This window comes from Shewanella sp. ECSMB14101 (genome assembly GCF_000773485.1).
Lineage (GTDB): Bacteria > Pseudomonadota > Gammaproteobacteria > Enterobacterales > Shewanellaceae > Shewanella > Shewanella marisflavi.
On record NZ_JSFF01000028.1, the window covers coordinates 1 to 22,209 of the forward strand.

Here is a 22,209-nt window from a genome sequence, read left to right on the forward strand (position 1 = left end):
TTCCCCGGAAAGCCGCGATGAACCTTTTTTTATAGCATTAAGCGAAAGCGTCTTGCAGTGGTGGCACCACCTGCTTCTTACGACTTAACACACCATCTAGCCAAACGCGGCCATTCTCACTGGCTTTACCGTAAGCACGCTCAGTAAGATCGGCATCGTCTGAAACCACAAGCACTTCAGAGCCTTCTTTCATGATATCTGTCAGCAGCAATAGAACGCTGTGACGATTACCTTCTGCCTTAAGCGCGGCGATATCGGCTTCAAGTTCTGCCTTGACGCTGTCAAAAACAGACAGGTCAATCACCTCAAGCTGACCGATACCAACAAGGTTTCCGTTCATGTTGAAGTCTTTAAAGTCGCGCATCACAAGATCACGTGCAGGCGTGCCTTCAACGGCCGACTTAACCTTGAACATCTCCATTCCCAGCGCTTTGTAATCTTCGATTCCGGCAATTTCTGCTAAGGCTTCGACACACTTGATATCGGCTGTGGTGCAAGTAGGAGACTTAAAGATAACCGTATCACTTAAGATGGCGCACATCATGATACCGGCGATATCTTTTGGGATCTCGACGTTGTAGAAATCGTACATCATCTTGATAACTGTGTTACTGCAACCTACTGGACGGATCCAACACTCAAGAGGTGTAGAGGTGGTTAAATCGCCCAGCTTGTGGTGATCGACGATACCGACAATAGTAGCTTGTGCAATATCATCTGGTGCCTGAGTCAGCTCAGAGTGGTCAACGATATAAACCTGCTCTCCGGCGTAGTGCTCTTTATATAGCGGTGCTTCGAAACCAAAGCGATCCAGGATAAAGGCGGTTTCAGGTGAAGGCTCACCAAGTCTTGCGGCAATTGCTTCTTCACCGATCTGGTTTTTTAGATAAGCCAGCGCAATCGCACCACAAATTGAATCTGAATCAGGGATCTTATGTCCCACAACGTACATTGGCATAGTTAACTCTCACATTAAATTTTGCGGCATTTTACCAAAATGAAAATCAATTTACATTACTCCCCTGCCTTTAATTAATTAGACGCTCGTCTAATACGGCGGTTCATACTATTTCTCATCCCATTTAAGGCACAGTTTTTTAGGCTGGCATACGATATTCGACCACCTCAACCTCACCGTCAGGCGTCTCGACCCTATCGTTTTTAATATATTCCATACCAAGCTTGGTCATGATGTTTATCGAACCGCTGTTAGCAGGATCGGTGATAGCGCTAAAATGGCTGATAGGCTGACCGATGACAGAGGCTTGTTCAACCAGTGCCTGACACACGGCTTTCGCTGCCTCGGTTGCATACCCCTTGCCCCAGGCAGACTGCATAAAGCGCCAACCGATCTCAAGATCGTTTGTTTTGGGACTGTCGCTATAAAAATCCATGGGTCTTACTAAAATCCAACCAATAAAGCAGTCGTTAGGCGCTAATTGGCCATCAAGGGTAAAGACTTTCCATAACCCCCAACCAGTGTCGCTATTTGTGAAGCCATGGATTCGGGGCATAAAATAATCTTGGATTTCTGCCATGGTCGATGGCTTGCCGCCGCTAATATAACGCATCACCTCAGGGTCTTGGTTAAGATTAAACAGTAACTGTGCATCTTCTTGCGTGACTAGCTCAAAGCGCAAACGCTTGCTGTTTTCAATGTGCATAGGACTCCTTGTTATGATTAGTGCTTTTCATTTTAGTCAGCGGGTTATGATAGCCACTTTTGATAAACACCAGCAAGGACGCAGAGCAATGAAGGGACAACAAACGAGAGGGAGCGATAATGGCGCTTCCATGCGCCGGGGGAGAATTTTAGATGGTGGTAAAACTAGAAGTCGTAACGTAAACCTAAGCTCACAACAGTGTCATCAAAGTCTTCGTATTGCTTCACATCAAATTGACCTATCTCTGTATGGATACGAGCAGAGTTAGATAAACGGTACTCAGCACCAACTGCCCATTGAGACACTTCAGGTACGACAGCTGTTGACTCGCCAAGTGCACTATATACGCGACCCGCAATTTTACCTGTACCCGAATCATCGCTACCATATTGAGCCTTCAACAATAGTTGTTCAATCTGATAGGTTGCGCTTACGATATAACCGACGCCATCACGCTCTTGATAATGTGTTTTAGTTGGGTTAACAAGTTCAGTTTGTTGAATAATGGTGCCTAGCTTTAATTTATTGAGCTTAACATGACCCACTAAACGGGTTGCTTTAATGTCTTCGATACCGTCTGAATAGGCGACGCCCAAGTAAAAATTACTGGTTTTAAAGAACTTATCTGCATAGGTCACCGCAATTTGATAGTTACCGTTATCTTTACGCAGATCAGAGTCGTTAAAGTAATTGTCTTCCATCAGGTAGCTAACACCTAATTGCAGCTTGTTCCACTTAGGACTCTTGTATTCTAACGAGTCACCGTGACGCTTATCACCAGGCATTAGCCGATCATGCTTTAGACTATAGTTGTCAAACGCATCGGCAAAACCTTTACTCATTTTAAACACAGGATCGATGCGGCCGATTGCTAACTGCCCCGCCTTAGGATGTTTAAAGCCAATAAAAGTCGGACGGGCAGAAAAAGGGTTGTTACCTTTATCTTGGGATGCACCATTCACCCCAACTTCAACTTTGTAAAATAGTGACCAGTCTGCGACCAGCGCAGTCTGTCCTTTAATCCCTATACGGCTGAAGTTATTTTCAAGAATAGTACCGTTTTTACCGGTATGAGTCGCACTACCACTATCGGAATGAGTCACCGAGTAATCGAGTCGGCCATAAAAATCGACAAGTTCTTCGGCTATGACCTGAGGGGCGACAAACAGGCTAGTGGCTAACAATGTTAATGTGAAAGTTTTCATGATCATCATCTCTTTTGGACTAAGTGTTGTTATTTAGATGCAGGATGCTTATGCTCGGCTATCACACCATCTAGACGCATCTTGTTATAAAGTTTTTCCGCTTGATCTAGATAGAGATCCCAAGAGCTAGAACGTTTAGTAAAACCGGTGGCGGCGTAGTTACCTGTATCACCGGTTGCTGGCAAGTCATTGATATCGAACAGTGAGCCGCCAGCCTGCAGATGCGTGTTAAGGGCATCGATCATCACGTTGAAACCTATGCGCGCCGGCTCTGAATAGTTAATTGAGTCATACTTGGATTGGCGATAGAATTTTTTCAGCGAAGCATCCTGTATCTGAGCCTTTTCGTCGGCAAAGATCTCGTCAAAATGCGCTTTAACAATCTGCTTGGAAGCTGGATCTACCACTAGGCGTAACATGGCTGTGACGCCAGTCCACTGCCCCTTTTCATCAAGCACTTTCTCGGCCAACTGATAAAACTTAAGAGTGCTGCCTTCACCTTGAATACGATGATGGATCTTTGCCGTTAGCGGGATCATAGATTGTTGAATACTGTTGGAAGCACCAGCAACAATATCTATGCCTAAGTATCTGAGTCGATTAGGTTCCTTTAACTTATTGGCCAACTTGGGATCATGATTAGGGTTTGGCTCAAAGGTCAATTTATTCTGCTCAACCATGAGTTTTTCCATGGTTAATGCAGACTGTACCCATGCCGTTCCTTTCTTCTTGCCCATGGTGAAGTTATACTCAGACATGCGTTTAGGTACGTCTTGATACAGGCGGGTATAGTAATTTGGACGACCGCTTTCATTAAATTCAGCCAAGATCACATCATCTTTATCCTGGCTATTGGTCACTATGGTCATACTGCCCATGTGGCCCTGTCTGAATCGTGCCTCCTCGTAATAATAGTCACCAACGAGCAAGCCCAATTTAGGTTGTATCGACCACTTTAGTTTAAAATCGTCGCCGCCCTGCTCCTCTTTTGAACCCACAGTAACGTACTTAGGTTGAATGCCACTGCTGCGCGGTAAGTCGTTAACAGCTCTTAAGATACCGTTAGAAGAATAGGTTGCGCCGGACACTGCATCTATACCTTCATGACCATTGTTTTTAACGATCTTAGGAAGCAGGCGTTCAGCATTAAGATAAAGTGACTCGGTTTCTTTGTGGGACTTAGTTTTGATATCGACTATCTCACCGTGTTCCACTTTTACTTCTAAAACAATCTGGCTTTTCTTTCCTTTTGCCTGTACCTGATGAACACCATCAACATACTTCCCCTGAGTGGCTTGTGAGGCGCACCCTAGGGCAGATAGTGTTGCCAAACCAATAGTTGAAACAATAAGACTTTTTTTAAACTTCTTGGACATTGCCATTTTATTATTACCTGTACTGCTTAAAGTTATTTATCAGGGTAAGCCTTAAATAATTGGCGGCAACTGCGGAAAACCGTAGTTTAAGACAGCAACGTTAATAACTTTGAACCAGGTAACAAAATAACGCAGTTGTTTTTTAATAAAACTCACCTCATGCTAATAATCAGTCATCGCACACTTATTATTTTGACGAATGAAAAATATATTTTTGTTAATTAATTTCGTTATAACCATACTTTTCTCAGCAATGGGTTATACAGCTGAAATAGACGGAACTGCCGTTGTTTTAGCCAAAGAAAAATATTCGCCACAGGTATTGGAAAAGTTTTATCAATGCCATGGTAATGCACTCATTGATATGGAAGAAGATCGCGCCACACTAACGACGTTGAACTATTTTGGTACCTCCATCAGTGTTACCCTCTACCAAGCCGCCACAGAGCTTACCGAGGCCACACTGTGCAACGCCTTATCCGTCATACAGGACTATCACTATTTGGCATCCAATTATGCTACCTACCCCCATTTAACCAACATAAAGACTATAAATGAATCTCCTACGGCCACGCACCACATTGACGCTCAACTCGTTGATTTAATAGCAACCGCCATTGAGTGGCATCGCAAGAGCCAGGGCTATTTTAATGTCGCTCTATCGCCCGTTATCGATCTTTGGCGAGAGAAACGTTTTAAGTGCCTGAAAAGCCCTGATGCGTGCGAACTGCCGAGCGAGCAGTCTTTGAAAAATGCTGCGCAATATATCGATATCAATAACATCTCCTTAGACAAGCAGGCCAACACTGTTACGCTGGCAGCGGGGATGAGCCTCGATCTTGGTGGTATTGCCAAAGGTTGGATGGTAGAAAAACTGTTTGATCAGCTGAGGCGTGACGGCGCGACTCGATTCGTGATCAATGCAGGTGGCAACATTCGACACTACGGACAACATCCCAGCGGTCGCGACTTTATCACGGCCATCGAAGACCCTGTTTGCAAACAGAGTGAATTTACCCTACAAAAATGCCAAACCCAGCAAGGGCGCTACCATGAAATAATCAGTGGCCAGAATCTCACCGTGGTAAGTAGCGGTAACTATTTGAGATATTTCGAGGTTAATGGTAAGCAGTATCATCACATTATTGATCCCAACACCCTTTATCCAGAAAAAGAAGGTGTTGCGGTGACTGTCATACTATCGAGCGAACATATATATGCCGATGTTATTTCTACCATGTTGTTTCTAATGCCGATTGAGCAAGGTTTAAAATATGTCAATAGCCAGCCCTGGATTGAGGCAGTTTGGTATTTAAATAAAGAAGGCGACAAAATAACCTCATCTGACTTTAATAAATATAAACTTGAATAAGATCAAAATTAAAAGCAAGGTTTATTTTATTAAATAGCTATAGTGGTTTTCCGCAAACTTATAGCTGTTGTGAACAAGATCACCATAGAAACTCAATAGATTAAAACATTGCAAAATAATCAGTCATAATTAGCCTATTGTTTCGCATCTAGATAAGCCTATGAAATACCCGTGGTCATATAGCAGCATTTTCAACGATACTCAAAGTCGCCGTGGGTGTCGATTCGGAAAAATCCTAGCCATCAAGTACCTGAATGCTAGATTGCGTAACATTGGGGGCGTAGGTTTACTGCTCTTCTTGCTGGCTAGCCAGGTTAATGTCGTTATGGCTAATGGCGTCACACCTACAGATGCTAGCAACAAGGGGCAAACATATACCGTAGGGGCACTTGCTTTTGCCGATCCTGATATCGTTTATCAGCGATGGGCCCCCTCTTTAGCCAGAGTGTCAGCGCAAACCGGTATCGACCTGATATTGATCCCCCTTAGACCTGATCAGCTGGTTGAAAGAGTGTCAAATAATGCCCTTGATTTCATCATAGGTAACGCACTTATCACAGTGGCTTTAAAAAAAGACTATGGTGTCAGTCATCTACTAACGCTTGTGCCCCTCAAGCATGCTAATCCTGAGCAAGCCGTTGGAACTGCGTTGATTGCTAAGCGCTCACTTAATATCGATACGTTACAGGATCTCAAGCGGCTGAAGCTTGTATCTTCGGATCCCAATGCATTTGGTGGCTTTCAAATCTTTGCCGGTGAACTGATCGATCAAGGCATCAACCCTTATAAGGATCTTAAAAACCTCAAATTTGTCGGATTTCCTCAAGAGAAATTAGTCAATTATTTGCAAGACGGCAGTGCCGATGTGGCCATTTTGCCCAGTTGCGTGCTCGAATCGTTAGTCTCTCAGAAAAAGGTTACAGAGGAAGAGTTTCATGTGCTGTTGCCGCAATTTCACCAAGGATTTAACTGCCAAACTTCGGGCTCCCTCTACCCGGGTTATGCCTTCTCAAAGTTAGGTAATACCGAACATCAAATTGCACGCCAAATAGTACGTGCACTACTCGATATCAATCAAGACGATCAAGAGGCTAAGATCGGGCGTTATCTTAACTGGTCTGTTCCCGTTGAGGATAGTCAGGTATTTAGCCTTTTAAAACGCCTAGAGCGTTGGCCATTCGTCACAAACTGGCAGCGACTGGTAGAAAAGGCGATTCCGTGGGTCCTGGTGGTCGCTATCATCTTGCTGCTTGGTTACTTTCATCACCTTAGGGTAAAAAGATTGGTAATAAAACGAACTCAGGCACTTAGTGATGAAATGACCCAACATGAAAACACCCAAAAGGCCCTCTTTGAACAACAAAAACAGTTTTACAGAGCTCAACGCATTCTATTAACCGGTGAAATGGCCTCAGGGATTGCTCATGAGCTCAATCAACCTCTGGCAGGCATTCGCTATTTGGCCCAAGGAAGTATCTACCGATTGACCGATACGCAGACCGACCTAAAGCATGCGCTGAGCAAGATGTTACAACAGGTAGACCGAGCGCAAAATACCATAAAGCGCTTTCGGCAGTTTTGCCAGCAACCGAGTGTTTACCAAGATAATGATCTTAAAGAGCTTATCGAAGATACACTCAATTTAATGCAACCTGACTTTAATCGGATAAGCCTCAAACCTCAGCTTTTCTTATGGCCACTGACGGTTAATGTCGATGCCAGTCTAATGCAGCAGGTCTTTGTCAATTTGCTACGTAACTCATTAGATGCCATGGAAGAGTGTCCCGAGCCACAACTTGCCATCGCGATTACTAATGATGCTGACAATGCCATCATTACCGTCAGTGACGCAGGCACAGGCCTAAGTGACGCGGCATTAAAGCGCTTGTTTTTTCCCTTTGAAACATCTAAGGCTAATGGCCTGGGGTTGGGAATGGTAGTCTGCAAGCGCATCATAGAGGAGCATGGCGGTAAGATCCGCGCCTTTAATAACCACACCGTAGTAAACAAAGAACCGCTAGTGCAAGATTTTGGAAAGCAATTTCCTCATTTCGACACTGGCCTAACCATAGTCGTCACACTGCCCCTTAAGGAGGCTCGATGTGTAAGCTCTATTTAGTCGATGATGATCAAGACGTTTTGGACTCCCTACATTGGATGCTTGAGGGGATGGGCTATAGCCCTGAGACCTTTTTAAACGCAGATAGTTTCCTCGCAAAGGTCGACCTGCAACAACCAGGTGTTGCCATCTTGGATATTCAGATGCCCGGTATGGATGGTATCGAACTGCTACAACATATTGGCCAGCAAGGCAGCCCACTGAGCGTGATCATGTTAACGGGTCACGGTACGATTTCGATGGCGGTTCAGGCGATACAACAAGGCGCGTTAGATTTTTTAGAAAAACCAGCTGACGGAGATAAATTACTCGATTTATTGATAAAGGCTAAGCAAGCGACCCAGCACGCTTTTGAACGTCAGGCGTTGAAACTCTGTATCGCTCAACGTCTTGCACTGTTAAGCCCGCGGGAGCAGCAAGTCATGAACTATGTGTTAGCTGGCAAGCTTAATAAAGTCATTGCCGCAGAACTGAATGTGGCCCAGCGAACCGTCGAGCTTCACCGTCAAAAAGTGATGCAAAAAATGCAAGTGAGTAACGTTGCTGAGTTGGCCTATTTAACGGCGCTGCACAAGAGTTAATCGATTGATTGCTGAGTGCATAAAAGTATCCCTATGATTATTAAAAGGTTACTCTAAATTTAGTCGTTATGAGCATCAAAACTACAAGCGAAACCTTACATCTTTAGAGAGACGCAGTTACTATGATGTGATGGCAGCGAGCCTTCATTTTCAAAGCTTGAGCAAAACCGCAATTATAATAACGGATATTTAAATTTTCATGTCTCCTAAGCCGCTCTTAACAAGTCTAGTATTTGCCAGTTCTCTCTTTTTTATTCAAACATCTTTGGCCCAATCACTCTCTGCCAACACCTTGAGTGAGCGTTTCGCAAAACAGTTCAAACAGAGCCTAAAGCAAGAAAAGGTGCCTGGTGGCGCCTTTGTGATCGTTCAAGGTACCAACATTGTCAAACTTGGCACCTATGGTAAACGTCAGCAAGGCAGAAATAAGAAAATTGATGCCGATACTGTATTTCGACTTGCGTCTGTATCAAAAACCTTTGCGGGCACATTGGCCAGTCAGTTGGTGCATGAACATCAACTCAGTTGGCAGCAACCGATTAATCAGTATCTACCAGAGTTTTCTTTAGCGGAGCCTGCTCAGAGTAAGGCGATCACCCTGGGGCACATCATAGGCCAAAGTACGGGTCTGATGCCAAATAGCTACGACAACTTGGTTAACGCAAACGTGGCGCTAGATAAGATCATCCCCAAATTTAGCGAACTCTCCCCCATCTGCGCCCCCGGTATCTGTTATAGCTATCAAAACGTAGCCTTTTCGTTTATTGAACAAGCAATTGAACGCGAAAGCGGTAAAAGCTACGAGTCTTTGCTTAAAAATAGACTGTTTACACCGCTAGCCATGGATACGGCATCAATTGGATATGACGCTTTTACTCAGACGCCTAATCGCGCCGAGCCTCATATCAAAACGCGATATGGTTTTAAACAGGTTCAGGTCAAACCTAATTACTACCAACTGGCTCCTGCCGCTGGCGTGAATGCCAGTATCAAGGATATTGCAAAATGGTTGGTCGCCAACATGGGCCACAAACCAGAGGTGATCTCACCGCGCGTACTTGAAGATGTCACCACACCGGGTGTGCGAACCAGCAAAGAGCTACGCCGGCGTGACTGGACTCCTTACCTTGACGATGCCCATTACGGTAAAGGTTGGCGAATTTATCAATTTAACGGTCATAAGCTGATTTATCATGCTGGCTGGGTGGCGGGATATGTTGCTGAAGTGGCATATTCACCTGAACTTGATTTAGGTATGGCAATGCTACTTAACGGCGAGTCGCGAGTGATCAGTGAGCTCGGTGCAAAGTTCTGGAAAGAGGTTTTTGCACAGCAAAAGCGTGACAGTTAAATGCCTACCTCTATCCGGCCTGCGCCTAAGGGACCAACAGCATTTTCCCAATGAAAGAAGGCGTCATAGATAAAGGATAACTTTTGATGAGGGCGTCATATTCCTGCCCTCATCCCTCTTTGCTCTTGTTACAAAATTCGAAAAGCAGATCCTGACTTTCCTTAGGCGACAAAGCGAGATCCTCGACGTTCAGTGTTAAAAAACTGTCGGGCATCAGCGCCTTCCAACAACCGACAAGCTCAAGGTATTCGTCCCGAAAGGCGGCAAACTCTTTAGCGTCACACAGATAAGCTGGACTGTTTGCGAAATAGTGCTGCATCACCTCTTGGGTATGAGGAGCTAACTCTCGATTAAGGTGTATTACCCTGGCTTGCGGAAATAACTTCATCAATAGCGGTAGGACTTGCACGTCGGCTGCGCTAAGTTTAATAAAAGGTCCTACCGACTCTTCATCTCCCATATTATCTAGGGCTAACCTACCTTCACTACTTTGCATCTGGGAGAGCTTTACAAAATAGCGCTCGGCAAGCTCATTCAATTGAACTTGATTAAGATCTAGGACGCAGCGCGGATAATGTTTAGCCGTCAATCTATAGGCCTCGTCTAACACTGTTTGTGTTGCGGATGACGCCTCTTGATAAACATGACAATTACCCATGGATAACAATGTTTTCGTGAGTATTTGAAAGCCACCTAATGGCAAAGCGATGACAAATATTGGACTAAATTGATTAGCATTTGCTTGCAGCACTAAGCTGTCTGGCGAGATAAACCCCCTCACCGATTGGCTGACAAGGATCTGCTCTTCTGTGCTACGAGGCGTGAAGCTGTGCTGAAGTTTATTGGCTGACTCAAAGTAAGGTGTCGCATCTTGCTGGTTATATATGCTTTGCAACTGCGCTTCGGCGTAGGAAAGCTTCACTTTCATAGACAATGAACAAGCGTCGGTTAGAGTATTCGCGCGTTTTAGGTAAGTCAGCAGGCCTATTAGTTCATCGCGTCTATCTGTGACCAGGTGACCAAGGCGCGCCAATGCCAGCAGGCAATCTAAGCCGAGAGCAACTACTTCAGTCTCCATTATGACCACAGGGGATTGGGTAGCCGTCTCGTTCGAGCCCTGTTTAGCCACATCTGTGAGCAGGTCGTTTAAGGCTAATAGAAAATGACTCTTGGCCTGAATGGGCTCCCCCATCAGTACCTGTTGCACACCAAGTTGATACCTAAGTTCGGCAGAGTCTGGCGCTATCTGATTAGCATAATTGAGCACCATTAGCGCATCTTCGTGGTCGCCAAGCAGATTGTAGGCTCTAGCCAGTAGTTCAAGTGGTATGGTTTCGCCTGACAAGTAGCCACAGGCTTTATTGATCAGCTGCTCGGCGTCTCTAGCATCGCCTTGGAGCAAGGCCAGCTCACCGAGTCCAAGGTAGGTCAAGCCCTTCTCGTGTTCGGAAAGCGGTTGTTTGAGCGCTTCATTAAAGAGTCTGCTCGCGGCCAGATATTCGCCTTTAGCAAGATAATCCTGGGCTTGTGATAAAGAAGACAAGGGCAACCTTTATAACGACAGTTTTAAAGCAGTATGTCCATTAAGCCATGTTAAGCACTTGTTGTATATGATTTTATACATATGACTATCTGCAGATGGCGCCTAGCAAAGAGTTATCAGGCGAGCCTGGTCACCGCTAAATCGCCCCAGCTTTGACAAAATGCCCATCGATTTTGTTTACAAAAGTAGATTGCCTGATACCGGTTATAGCTGAGTTCTGTGGGCTCTAACTCGATGAGATGGCCATAACGAAGATCAAAATTTGAGGGGGTGAGCAGTAGCGCTAATAAGCTGCATACGAGTAAAAGTCGAAACATAGCAACTCCTTAGTCTGAGAGGTAACGCCCCTCATCTAAAGAGGCTATCTGTTAACTATAAGAAACTATTGCTGCCTGCGCAAAACCTGCGCCGACTATTTCATTGTCGCTAAAGAGTCTCGAAAAGCTTGTTTTAGAGTGTCGAGCGGCGTTAAGTCTTGGGTACTCTTGCGGCTGCGGCTGTAAAGAGAGGACTCGATAAAGAGCGAAAACCAAGCCGATAGGCTATTGGCATTGCGCTCCTCTCCTGCGGCGCTTAATACTAAGCTGGCGACTTCCGCTGTGCCTAGTTGAAAATCTCGACTGCCCTTACGCAGCCCATAGCGAGCGGCTGCATCGGGTGCGAAGGATAATATCGGCAGATGATGCAGGTAAGTGCTCTTATTGAACATCTTAATCGCCTCACGCCAACTTCCGTCCAGCAGCACGAACAGAGGCCGTTTTTGATGTTGCTGTATGTGTTGTGGCAGATGAGTATCACGTACCACGCTTTGTCCGGGCATGGCATATTCACTTGGAAACACCAGATAAGGCTGATATTCATCGGTTTCCAGCAGCTTTAACATTTTATTGTTGGTTAGAGTCCGATTCCAAATAAAGGCGTGGGTATCTGGGATCATATCGGCGATCAACCTGCCTGAGTTGCTCGGCTTTAATACCTCATCATCATACATGATCAGCAAAAAGCTTAAGTTTGAGTCGAGCATTTGCCTTTCATCGCAGGTGCAGTAGGTTTTTGCGAGTAAACAAGCTTCACATCGGTCGAGATTTTTACCTCGTGCATTATAGGGCCGAGTCGAAATCGCTTTTCGATATTGATAACGCTGATGTACTGCGTGGGGCAAAAACGCCATGTGTTCACCTGGAAAATTTATAAAATCACTAACAACTAAGTTAATCGACGATAGGTAATTGTAGACCGCCGGGGAGTCAGACAGAAAGCGAAAAGGCGAACCTTGTTGTTCGCCTTTTTTACCCGAGTCACACCATTACAGAATGCGACGTAACAGAAAGTCGGCTCTAAGGCGCCTAATACGGTTCATGATTTTGCGAACCGGCTTAGGATAGCTGTGTAAGGTATCTATCTGACTGTAATGGTATAAACGCTCTGTATGCTCGAGTATGTGTGCCTGCTCCTGCTTAAACTGCTCTGTCCAAGCGTTGGTTTCATCTTGAAGCAACAAGCCGTTTTCAAGATCTAACGCCCAGGCTCGCGGATTCAAGTTTGAGCCGGTGATCAGGTGGCACTGATCATCTGCGCTAATCCCTTTCAGGTGATAGCTATTTCGCCCATGTTTCCACAGGTGGATATTCAGCAGGCCCTCGTCGATGGCCCACTGCTGGCGCTTGGCAAACTTGCGCAGCGACTGTTCATACATATAGGGCAACGCCCCTATGGTTGAAAATTTCTCTTCCGGTGGAATATAAAAATCATTTGCGGTTTTATCGCCAACCACAATATCTATCCGCTTTCCTTTACGTAGATGTTTGGCTAAGGCCCTGGAAAGAATATAAGGCGGGTTAAAGTAAGGTGTGCAGATAAATAGCGAACGTTGAGATTGAGATACCAGATCGATAACCAATTTGTTCAGCTTATTTTTCTTACGCCCAAGGCCAACAACAGGTGTGATGCGATTACCGGTCTTAGTCGAATGATAGCGATACTTAGCTTTTGCCAATCGCTGCTTTAGACTGCGGACATCATTTTTCTCTGGCAACTGTTCGTTTGCTCTGTCCTGAGTAAGCGAAGTGACCGCTTTATCTTTAACGATATACTCAAAGACCATCTCTCGCATTGAACTGGCTAACTCAGCCGACTCAATCACGTGGTAACGATCGAAACGATAACGATCCCCCTGATGCAGGTAGATGTTATTCAAACTCGCGCCGCTATAGATCACGGTATCGTCAATGATAAATCCTTTGAGATGGAGAACCCCCATAAACTCTCTCGACTTTACCGGTACCCCCAAAATACTAATGGGATGCTCAGCACTGTTCACCACCTCTTGATACATGAGGTAATTACCGCTATCGCCTTTATGGCCGATCAGTCCGCGTCGCGCTCGGTGAAAATCCACCAATACCGTGATATCGAGTTCAGGGCGCGCTGCTTTTGCGGCCATAAGCGCGCCTAACACCTCTCTGCCTGCCTCATCATCTTCTAGATAAAGCGCAGCAATAGTGATGGCTTTCTTAGCCTTAGCGATCTGTGAGAGTAATTCGGCTTTTAGCGCCGAAGGCGTCAGCAACCAACGAATTGCATCGGTCGGTAACGCTATGCCACCTAGCTTATCCAGCAAGGTATCCTCCTTTAAAAATGGTGACCATCACGGTAGTAGCAGTCAGGCGTTAATGCCTGAAACATGATTGAGATATGTTTAACAGGCGAATGTACAGCGAATATGGCCTGACGAATGTTCTGCTCTACTGTATGACGTGTATTGGGATCTTTGGCGAACCAAAGCACTTCGACCTGCACAAAATGATTGTCTTGTGCGCCGCCTCGATAACTAATGCTAGGTACCCAATCTAAGGTAAAGCTCTCAGGCTTTAGCTGACATGTTTCGGCGAGTGTATCGAGTAAAGTATTACTCATAGTGCATACCGCTTCTTGCGGTAAACCGCGCATACGAATGTGTGGCATACTGGCCCCGTCCCAAATCTTAAGGGGTAGAAATTACCGATTTAAGTGGTTTGGAGCAAGGCTTTTCTGTTTCAGGCTAATGTCTAAGCCCAAAAGCGCGTTAAAATTAAACAGAATGATGATAAATGCGTGGTTGTTAGGCGCCTAAAGCTTAATTCTTATTTAAGTCACGTCGACGCATCGCAAAACACGATATAATGCCAGGCTCAGAAAATATAAGGTCTCAACATGAATAAAAAGATTTTATTAACCCTGGCCGTGACGCTACTAGCCGCGTGGGGGATATTTCACTTTAAAGCGCAGCTTGGGTTTTTCGTCCTGCCACTGTTTATCATTCTGGTGCTCTATGTCACCTTGCGTCTCTATCGACTCATGGAAAAAGATGAGCCTCAGCAAGATGACTAGCCGCGACAACTTAGCCTCGACAACTATACAAGGACGTTAATGACATCGATGTTTAAGAAAATCGGGATACCTGGCGCTGTTTTAGGCGCACTACTCTTTATGCCCTCGCTCAGTGCTGCCCCAAGCGAAGGTGATGGCTATTACGATAATCTCATGTTAGTGATTGCGCCACCTCATTCCCAAGTTGCCGTAATCGCCAAAGATCTTGCTAGCGATACACTTATCTATCAACATAACGCAGACACGCTACTCTTACCCGCCAGCACTCAGAAGTTGCTTACCGCACTTGCGGCCAAAGCCCAATTAGGTGATGAATTTCGTTTTACGACGCGTTTTCAATCCAAGGCAAAAGTAATTCAGGGCACTCTCAAAGGCGATCTCTATCTTCTCTTTAGCGGCGATCCCACTTTAACCACAGAAAATCTGAGAGACTTGCTCAAGGCGCTTGCCGATAAAGGAGTACGCCAAATTGAAGGCAATCTATTACTTGCCGGTGAATCGGATGAACAGACACGTGCACCAGGATGGGTCTGGGACGACCTGGGGATCTGTTACGCAGCGCCCGTCTCTAGCTTCGTCATTAATCAAAATTGCGTGCAAGGTCAACTTAAACCAAAACTGGCGAGTAACGATAGCATACTCAAGTTTCCTCGTTACCAGCCCATCAAGGTATCGACCACGGCTAAATTTGATAAAACCCAGCAAGAGCCGTTTTGCGAACTTCGACTGGCACGCTTACCTGATAACCATTTCCACCTGAGTGGTTGCTACCCAGGCGATAAGCCGCTTAACCTTGCCATTGCAGTTGATGACCCTGCCCTATTTGCTAAGCAGACAATGGCGCAGCTATTAAAGACAGCGAACATCAAATTCAAAGGTGAGTTGGCTGTGGCCAGTCACCTGCCCGCCGGGCTGTCGACATTAGCCAGCCATGATTCTAAACCTTTGCCAGCGCTTTTAGAGGTAATGCTACAAGACTCGGACAATCTCATTGCCGACAGCCTGTTTAAAGCCATTGGCGCGAGCTACTATCGTCAGGCAGGTAATTTTGTTGTCGGCGCGAAAGCCGTTAAGGCTATTTTGGGGGCTTTAGGCATAGACTTAAGCCACGCACAGATCATCGATGGTTCGGGCCTATCCAGATATAATCTGCTTTCAGCCCAGCAACTGGCGCAGGTATTGACTGTGGTCGCTAAAGATGAGCGATTTGACGAACTGATAGGCCTCCTTCCAGTCGCTGGCGTAAGTGGCACCTTGACCTACAAACGAGGTTATCGGCAGGCACCTCTAAAAACGAGAGTCGCCGCTAAAACGGGTTCGATGCAAGGCGTCGACAACTTAGCGGGTTTCCTCAATACCTATGATAAACAGCAACTCCTATTTGTCGTACTGGAAAACGGCCAGAGCAGCAAAAGCAAAAAGGAGAGTCTAGCCCCCTTCAGCGCGCTATTTTTACAGAGTCTTTTTGATACCAAGCAGCAAGTAGGCAGTAAAGCGACTAACCTCGAAGAAAGCGCTGCGGTTGAAGGCTCAAAATAGAAAACGCCCGAGATGATGCGTCACCTCAGGCGTTTTTATTAGCTAAAGCGGGTTAGCCTTTAAAACTGCTCAGCTTCCATCGCCATGATACTGGTGTCTCCAGCGTTCACCTGAGCAAGGTGATAATCAACCTTTGGCAGTAGTTTCGCAAGATAGAAGTTCGCCAGTTGCTGTTTCGTTTGGGCAAATTGTACATCATGGTGATCCGCAGCTTTATCGGCCATTAACAACCAGAAATAACCATAGATCAGGTGACCAAAGGCATCGAGGAAATCAACAGCGCTGGCGTTGATCAATGCTGGACTTGTCAACTTGTGCTCATTAATGAAATGCGCCGTGGCTAACAAAGCGTCGAAACGGCTTGATACCAACGCTTTATCATCGGCTGATACATGAGTCAGATCTGATAAGGCGTTATTGGCTTCCTGTATGAACTCTTTCAGGGTACGCAGATCGTCTCCGGTCGTTTTTCTGCCCAAAAAGTCGATGGCCTGAATACCATTGGTCCCTTCATAGATCTGGGCGATACGGGTATCACGCACCAGCTGCTCTATGCCAGTTTCGCGAATATAGCCGTGACCACCAAAGACCTGCTGCGCCATCACTGCGGCATCTAAACCACGATCGCTTAGGAATGCCTTAGCCACTGGGGTTAACAGGCCAACATAGCGCGCCGCCTTTTGTTGCGCCTCACCTTCCCCAAACTTAGCAATATCCAACTGCTGTCCCGTAAAGACGGACAAGGCTCGGCCAGCTTCTGTGTAGCAACGGATATTTAACAGCATACGGCGTACATCACCGTGTACTAATATCGGGTCGCTAATCGCATCAGAGCCGCCTGCGGCTTGCCCCTGCAAACGCTCTTTGGCATATTCACTAGCCATCTGATATGCAGCCTGTGAGGTACCCAGCCCTTGTATGCCGATCGCTAAACGCTCATAGTTCATCATGGTAAACATACAAACTAAACCGCGATTTGCCTTACCAATGAGATATCCCTGCGCTTCATCGTAATTCATCACACAAGTGGCAGAGCCTTTGAGGCCCATTTTGTGTTCGATTGAACCTACGCTAACGCCATTGGCTTCACCTAAATTACCATCGTCATCCACTTTAATCTTAGGCACTAAAAAGAGTGAGATGCCGTTACTATCCGGCAGTTTAGCCAGCACTAGGTGAATGACATTCTCGGTAAGGTCGTGGTCACCACCGGTAATGAAGATTTTACTGCCTGAAATCAGATAACTGCCATCCTCTTGAGGCACAGCCTTAGTGCGGATATTACGCAGATCAGAGCCAGCCTGAGGCTCAGTCATGTCCATCGCACCGGCCCATTGCCCCGAATAGAGATTAGGTAGATATTTTTCTTTTAAGTCTTCGCTGCCATGGGCATTAATACACAGCGCGGCGCCAGCGGTCAGCGAGCCGTAAAGCGTAAAGGCGTTACAGCCGCCGTAGGCCATCTCATCAACTAATACCCCAAGCATCTTAGGCATGCCCATGCCGCCAAATTCAGGGTCGCCGCATAGGCCTACCCATCCCCCCTCGGCATACTGGTCATATACCGCCTTATAGCCATCGGGTGTGATCACTTTGGCATCTTCGAAGCGAACACCTTGCTCATCACCAGGACGATTAATAGGATGGATAAGATCTCGTGCGATCTTGTCTGCCTCATCTAGGATAGCCAGAGCCGTATCCATATCGACGACCTCAGCAACCGACGGTAACTCGGCCCAAGTTTGCGGCGCATCAAATACGCGCTCTAACAAAAATTTCATGTCGGCTAACGGTGCCTGGTATGGATTCATTTTGACTCTCTCAAACGAAGGATTTAAACAGTTGTTTTAATCTATCTTACTTATCTTCGAGAATAAAGCCTTTTACATGAAAATTGTCTTATCGTAGGCAATAAAAAGCCCCGCATTTTGTGCGAGGCTTTTTAAGGCATCATCTGTTACCACATCAGATCATCTGGGATGACATAATCGGCGTAAGGGTCGTCCTCCTCGGCCTGCTGGGTATTATCATCTTGTTGCCAGAGATAGCCACACCACTCAGGTACCAGTAAATTGACCCGTTCGGCAAGTTTATGGGGCACCAAATAACTCACGTCTTCGTGGCGCACGATACCCAGCTGACCATTTAACAGTTGTCCCTGAAGCTTTTCGTTGACGTATACCGAATAGATCTTAGTGCCCAAGGTATAGTTAAATTTAAGTTCACCATCTTTTGGCAAATCGATGGCACAGCGCTTAAATTCAGTGATAAGGCCTCTCACCTGCCCCTTTTCCATCGCCTGGGCAAAACGCTGCTCGTTGAGCGCCTTATCTTTGTCGATCTGCGCCTGCTTCTTCGCGGCGATCTCCTGTTTTAATGCTTCGGAACCATCATCGACCTTAGCCTTTCTGTCCCGGCGTTTTTGTGTCTTGGCATCTCGTACTTTTTGTTTACTAACGAGACCAGCTTTTAATAATTGCTCTTGAAATGGATTTGCCATTAATCTTCTCACTCATATGACAGCGCATTTAACACTGTCGATTTCACTCTTTACGTTGGGCTAACTTACCCAATTCGCTCATGGCCATACTGGCGCCGCCAAGTGACCAGCCGCCATCAACCGGCAGTATAGTGCCTGTGATGTAACTCGCCAGCGGCGATGCAATAAACAGCGCGGCATTGGCAACATCTTCGCATTGCCCATTACGTTGCAATGGGACACTATGGGCTACGGCCTGTTGTAGGGCGTCACTTGGCGCTAATCGGTTAAACCCTTCTGTATCGGCAATGGGACCAGGGACTAATGAATTGACCCGAATCCCCTCTCTGCCCCATTCCAGCGCCAGACTCTTAGTCAACATATCAACGCCCGCCTTAGCGGCGCTAACATGTGACTGCATTGGCATGGCAATGTACGCCTGAGGCGCAGAGATCTGCACTATTGCGCCACCAGGTCTACACATCAAGGGGTAAGCCTGCTTCAATACATGAAAGCTGCCAAGCAGATCGATGTCCATAACGGATTTAAAGCCATTTTCAGATAGATCTGCCGCAGCGGCGGGAAAGTTTCCGGCTGCGCCGCTCACCAAGACATCCAGTGTTTCATATTGCTCGGCGATATGCTTAAAACCAGCCTTTAATGCATCGAGATCTCGCACATCAAAACTCACACCGAGCATCTTACCCTTGGGGTTAATTGCTTGCAGAGACTTTACTGCGGCGTCCACCTTTTCTTGACGACGACTGGCGACCGCCACATTGGCCCCTGCGCTAGCGAAGGCTTTAGCAATGCCTAGGTTGATGCCGCTGGTTCCACCGACAACAAAGACATTTTTCCCTTGATAATCAAACATAGTCACTCCATCCTGATGTGCGCTTGTAAGGGGCTAAGTTAGGAGCCTGTCACCTTAAGGTCAAGCTATTTCAGCGACGCGTGAATCGCCGTCAGTGCCGCAAGTGGGTCGGCCGCTTTAGTAATAGGTCTGCCGATCACCAGGTAGTCAGAACCCGCTGCCAGCGCCTCGGTTGGCGTCATCACTCGGTGCTGATCGCCCTTGTCGCTACCAGCCGGTCTTATACCTGGCGTCACTAGCTTGAACTCTGGACCAAACTCTGCCTTTAGCATACTGGCTTCCTGCGCTGAGCACACAATACCGTGAAGGCCGGCTTGCTTTGTCAACGAAGCCAAGCGTTTAACCTGTTCAGCGGCTGGAACATTAATCCCAAGCAGCGCAAGCTCGTCATCGCTCATCGAGGTCAATACGGTGACCGCGATCAGCAGCGGTGCTTGAGCGCCATAAGGTTCCAGTGCCTTTTGCGCGGCTTGCATCATAGCCAATCCACCGCTGGCATGGACATTCGTCATCCAAACGCCCAGCTCTGCAGCCGCCGTCACCGCTTTAGCCACTGTGTTGGGGATGTCATGGAATTTAAGATCCAGGAACAGGTCAAAATCACGACTATGGATCTCTTTCACCAGATCGGGGCCGAAGAGAGTAAACATCTCCTTGCCAACCTTAAGACGACACATATTGGGATCTAACTGGTCTATGAGCTGCAAAGCTTCGGATTTATTATCGTAATCTAACGCGACTATAATAGGTTTGTTGCTCATTATGCTCTCCTGTTGCTTTGCATATTATTCTTTCATTACTCCCCGTCGAGTCCACGGATCCGCTTGATGGTGCCCCAGCTCTTGCAAGAGGGGCAATGCCAATAGAGAGTATGTGACGGGAATCCACACTCGATACAGCGGTAACTAGGACGGAATTTTATCTGTTGCTCAACCAGCTCGGCTAACATGTTCAGGCTCTGTTTTGCTTGACCATCTTCGGCGTGCTGGATCTGCATTTTCATCAGATGTTGGAAACTTTTCATGGTCGGATGACGATAGAGACCATCAAGTATCAGCTTTTCAGCATCTTGCTGCTCACCTTGGGTAATCATCTGCTGTGCAAGGGTGATCGCAACGCTAGCACCAGCCCCCTGCTCTAACGCTTCACGCAGTAGCTCGCGGTAGGCACTGAGATCGTCCGTTGATTGATAGACCTCTTTAGCGATGGCGAGTGCTTCGGGGAAGATCTCGATATCGGCTTCTTTCAATCGGTTTAGCATCTCTTTGCTGCGACCATAATCTTGCTGATTCAGATAGAGCTTGGCAGCGTTTAGCATAGCGCGCCCACACTTGGGATCCTGCTTGATGGCCTGCATCAAATGCTTTAGTTTTAACTCGCTGTCGGAGGCTTCATCAGCCAATTCACAATAGAGGTGTGCTTGTAGGTGTTTTAGAGATTGCTGGCGTTTACGCTTCAAACTCTTGATGATATCGATTGCTTTTTGCCAATCTTTGGTCACCTGATAGATGGCAATAAGTTGATCTTCAGCTTCTTCGCTGTGATCCTCTTGGCGGACCAAATTGAGAAAGATCTCTTCGGCTCTGTCGTAGAAACCGGCAGCCAAATAATCTTTACCTAGCTCCATCATAGCAATATCGCGCTGCTCAGTGGTCAGCGTCGGACGGGCGATTAGGTTTTGGTGAATTCGGATGGAGCGATCAACCTCCCCCCTTTTACGAAACAGGGAACCAAGAGATAGGTGGGTATCAATAGTGTCATCATCCACATCCAGCATGGAGATAAAGAGATCGACAGCCTTATCTGACTCGTTCGACAGAAGAAAGTTTAGGCCGGTAAAGTAATCACGGCTTAACTGTTTACGCTTACTATTCTGCTTATGCCTGATACTACGGCGACCCATATACCAACCATAACCGGCGGCAATAGGTAACAACAGAAACAGAATCTCTAACATATTAAGCGTTTACTTCCTTCGCTTGATGTTCAATTTGAGAAGATGGTGGTAGCGCTTCAGCGGGAAGTTTAGCTTCTAACTGATCAATTTTCTTATTGGCGCGACGCAGTTGTAATCTGACTTTGGTGATATGGTAGATGGCAAATAACCAACTGACTAAGAAGCCTGCTAAAAACACCACACCAAGCACGACAGGTAAACGATATTCGCCTTGAGCCACAAAATAACTGATGGTCACCAGTTGCTCGTTGCGTGCACCAAACAATAAAGCCAAGACGAAAAATAGGGCGACAAGTACAGTCGCGATAAATGACTTCACGTTACTCTCCATAAACCCGTGGTGATGGATTGATTATCCAAGAATTTTAACGAACTAGCTAGCCATACCTGGAGTTTAGACATAAAAAAACCTCCTTTCGGAGGCTTTTAAAACAATGTCATTTACGAGTTGATAGCATCAACGCGCTCACGCAGTTCTTTGCCAGGCTTAAAGTGCGGTACATACTTGCCTTCCAGTTCAACTGAAGTCCCAGTCTTAGGATTACGACCTGTACGTGGTGCACGATAATGAAGGGAAAAACTACCAAAGCCACGGATCTCGATACGGTCACCGCCTTCTAATGTTGTTGCCATCTGCTCCAACATCTCTTTAATAGCGCTTTCTACTTCTTTTGCCGACAGCTGCGACTGCCTACTGGCAAGTTTTTCGATCAGTTCGGATTTAGTCATCCTGTACCCTCTATAATCAAGCCAAACACAGTCACCTAGCGGGGATGTTGC

Annotated in this window: 21 protein-coding genes; 6 read left to right on the forward strand and 15 right to left on the reverse strand. The window is 46.4% G+C overall.

Annotated features, from left to right (window positions below):
- Positions 1–37: 37 nt before the first annotated feature.
- The 4 genes from NY07_RS16670 to NY07_RS16685 all read right to left on the reverse strand — a co-directional run bounded on the left by NY07_RS16670 (position 38) and on the right by NY07_RS16685 (position 4,251).
- The gene (locus NY07_RS16670) at positions 38–958 is read right to left on the reverse strand and encodes a manganese-dependent inorganic pyrophosphatase (RefSeq protein ID WP_033540499.1); all 921 of its coding nucleotides are present in this window, start codon (positions 956–958) and stop codon (positions 38–40) included.
- 139 nt (positions 959–1,097) lie between these two features.
- Positions 1,098–1,664, reverse strand: coding sequence for a GNAT family N-acetyltransferase (locus NY07_RS16675; protein WP_033540500.1), 567 nt, complete (start codon positions 1,662–1,664; stop codon positions 1,098–1,100).
- A gap of 164 nt (positions 1,665–1,828) precedes the next feature.
- Positions 1,829–2,869 carry a porin gene (locus NY07_RS16680; protein ID WP_033540501.1) on the reverse strand — a complete coding sequence of 347 codons (1,041 nt, stop codon included), beginning with the start codon at positions 2,867–2,869 and terminating at the stop codon, positions 1,829–1,831.
- A gap of 29 nt (positions 2,870–2,898) precedes the next feature.
- Entirely contained in the window at positions 2,899–4,251 is a 1,353-nt protein-coding gene (locus NY07_RS16685) for an FMN-binding protein (protein WP_033540502.1), read from the reverse strand.
- Positions 4,252–4,444: 193 nt separating this feature from the next.
- Between NY07_RS16685 and NY07_RS16690 the strand changes: the two genes are divergently transcribed.
- From NY07_RS16690 to NY07_RS16705, 4 genes are all read left to right on the forward strand, one after another.
- Positions 4,445–5,617, forward strand: a complete 1,173-nt coding sequence (locus NY07_RS16690; protein WP_081953864.1) for an FAD:protein FMN transferase — start codon at positions 4,445–4,447, stop codon at positions 5,615–5,617.
- 160 nt (positions 5,618–5,777) lie between these two features.
- Positions 5,778–7,736 carry a sensor histidine kinase gene (locus NY07_RS16695; protein ID WP_235363954.1) on the forward strand — a complete coding sequence of 653 codons (1,959 nt, stop codon included), beginning with the start codon at positions 5,778–5,780 and terminating at the stop codon, positions 7,734–7,736.
- Positions 7,718–8,317 (forward strand): response regulator transcription factor, encoded by a 600-nt coding sequence (locus tag NY07_RS16700; RefSeq protein ID WP_033540504.1) that lies wholly within the window; start codon positions 7,718–7,720, stop codon positions 8,315–8,317. The genes NY07_RS16695 and NY07_RS16700 overlap by 19 nt, the downstream gene beginning before the upstream one ends.
- Positions 8,318–8,582: 265 nt before the next feature.
- Entirely contained in the window at positions 8,583–9,668 is a 1,086-nt protein-coding gene (locus NY07_RS16705) for a serine hydrolase domain-containing protein (RefSeq protein WP_373681771.1), read from the forward strand.
- Positions 9,669–9,777: 109 nt separating this feature from the next.
- On the opposite strand, the gene NY07_RS16710 is transcribed toward NY07_RS16705, so the two are convergent.
- The 4 genes from NY07_RS16710 to NY07_RS16730 all read right to left on the reverse strand — a co-directional run bounded on the left by NY07_RS16710 (position 9,778) and on the right by NY07_RS16730 (position 14,175).
- The gene (locus NY07_RS16710) at positions 9,778–11,211 is read right to left on the reverse strand and encodes a sulfotransferase (RefSeq protein ID WP_033540506.1); all 1,434 of its coding nucleotides are present in this window, start codon (positions 11,209–11,211) and stop codon (positions 9,778–9,780) included.
- Between the two features lie 412 nt (positions 11,212–11,623).
- Positions 11,624–12,382, reverse strand: a complete 759-nt coding sequence (locus tag NY07_RS16720) for a tRNA-uridine aminocarboxypropyltransferase (RefSeq protein WP_033540508.1) — start codon at positions 12,380–12,382, stop codon at positions 11,624–11,626.
- 135 nt (positions 12,383–12,517) lie between these two features.
- Positions 12,518–13,831, reverse strand: coding sequence for a CDP-diacylglycerol--serine O-phosphatidyltransferase (gene pssA / locus NY07_RS16725; RefSeq protein ID WP_033540509.1), 1,314 nt, complete (start codon positions 13,829–13,831; stop codon positions 12,518–12,520).
- An 11-nt stretch (positions 13,832–13,842) separates the two neighbouring features.
- The gene (locus NY07_RS16730) at positions 13,843–14,175 is read right to left on the reverse strand and encodes a DUF1904 domain-containing protein (RefSeq protein WP_033540510.1); all 333 of its coding nucleotides are present in this window, start codon (positions 14,173–14,175) and stop codon (positions 13,843–13,845) included.
- Between the two features lie 228 nt (positions 14,176–14,403).
- Between NY07_RS16730 and NY07_RS19665 the strand changes: the two genes are divergently transcribed.
- Both NY07_RS19665 and dacB read left to right on the forward strand, forming a co-directional pair.
- Positions 14,404–14,580, forward strand: a complete 177-nt coding sequence (locus NY07_RS19665; RefSeq protein WP_088904636.1) for a hypothetical protein — start codon at positions 14,404–14,406, stop codon at positions 14,578–14,580.
- A 48-nt stretch (positions 14,581–14,628) separates the two neighbouring features.
- The gene (gene dacB, locus NY07_RS16735) at positions 14,629–16,119 is read left to right on the forward strand and encodes a D-alanyl-D-alanine carboxypeptidase/D-alanyl-D-alanine endopeptidase (RefSeq protein ID WP_181404210.1); all 1,491 of its coding nucleotides are present in this window, start codon (positions 14,629–14,631) and stop codon (positions 16,117–16,119) included.
- Positions 16,120–16,178: 59 nt separating this feature from the next.
- On the opposite strand, the gene NY07_RS16740 is transcribed toward dacB, so the two are convergent.
- The 7 genes from NY07_RS16740 to ihfB form a co-directional block, all read right to left on the reverse strand.
- Entirely contained in the window at positions 16,179–17,930 is a 1,752-nt protein-coding gene (locus NY07_RS16740; protein ID WP_033540512.1) for an acyl-CoA dehydrogenase, read from the reverse strand.
- Between the two features lie 146 nt (positions 17,931–18,076).
- Positions 18,077–18,619, reverse strand: a complete 543-nt coding sequence (locus NY07_RS16745; RefSeq protein WP_033540513.1) for a DUF2058 domain-containing protein — start codon at positions 18,617–18,619, stop codon at positions 18,077–18,079.
- A gap of 43 nt (positions 18,620–18,662) precedes the next feature.
- Positions 18,663–19,472 carry an SDR family oxidoreductase gene (locus NY07_RS16750; protein ID WP_033540514.1) on the reverse strand — a complete coding sequence of 270 codons (810 nt, stop codon included), beginning with the start codon at positions 19,470–19,472 and terminating at the stop codon, positions 18,663–18,665.
- Between the two features lie 65 nt (positions 19,473–19,537).
- The gene (gene pyrF, locus NY07_RS16755) at positions 19,538–20,233 is read right to left on the reverse strand and encodes an orotidine-5'-phosphate decarboxylase (RefSeq protein ID WP_033540515.1); all 696 of its coding nucleotides are present in this window, start codon (positions 20,231–20,233) and stop codon (positions 19,538–19,540) included.
- Between the two features lie 35 nt (positions 20,234–20,268).
- Positions 20,269–21,429 carry a lipopolysaccharide assembly protein LapB gene (gene lapB, locus NY07_RS16760; protein ID WP_033540516.1) on the reverse strand — a complete coding sequence of 387 codons (1,161 nt, stop codon included), beginning with the start codon at positions 21,427–21,429 and terminating at the stop codon, positions 20,269–20,271.
- A gap of 1 nt (position 21,430) precedes the next feature.
- Positions 21,431–21,748 (reverse strand): LapA family protein, encoded by a 318-nt coding sequence (locus NY07_RS16765; RefSeq protein ID WP_033540517.1) that lies wholly within the window; start codon positions 21,746–21,748, stop codon positions 21,431–21,433.
- Positions 21,749–21,870: 122 nt separating this feature from the next.
- The gene (gene ihfB / locus NY07_RS16770; protein WP_033540518.1) at positions 21,871–22,158 is read right to left on the reverse strand and encodes an integration host factor subunit beta; all 288 of its coding nucleotides are present in this window, start codon (positions 22,156–22,158) and stop codon (positions 21,871–21,873) included.
- Between the last annotated feature and the right edge of the window lie 51 nt (positions 22,159–22,209).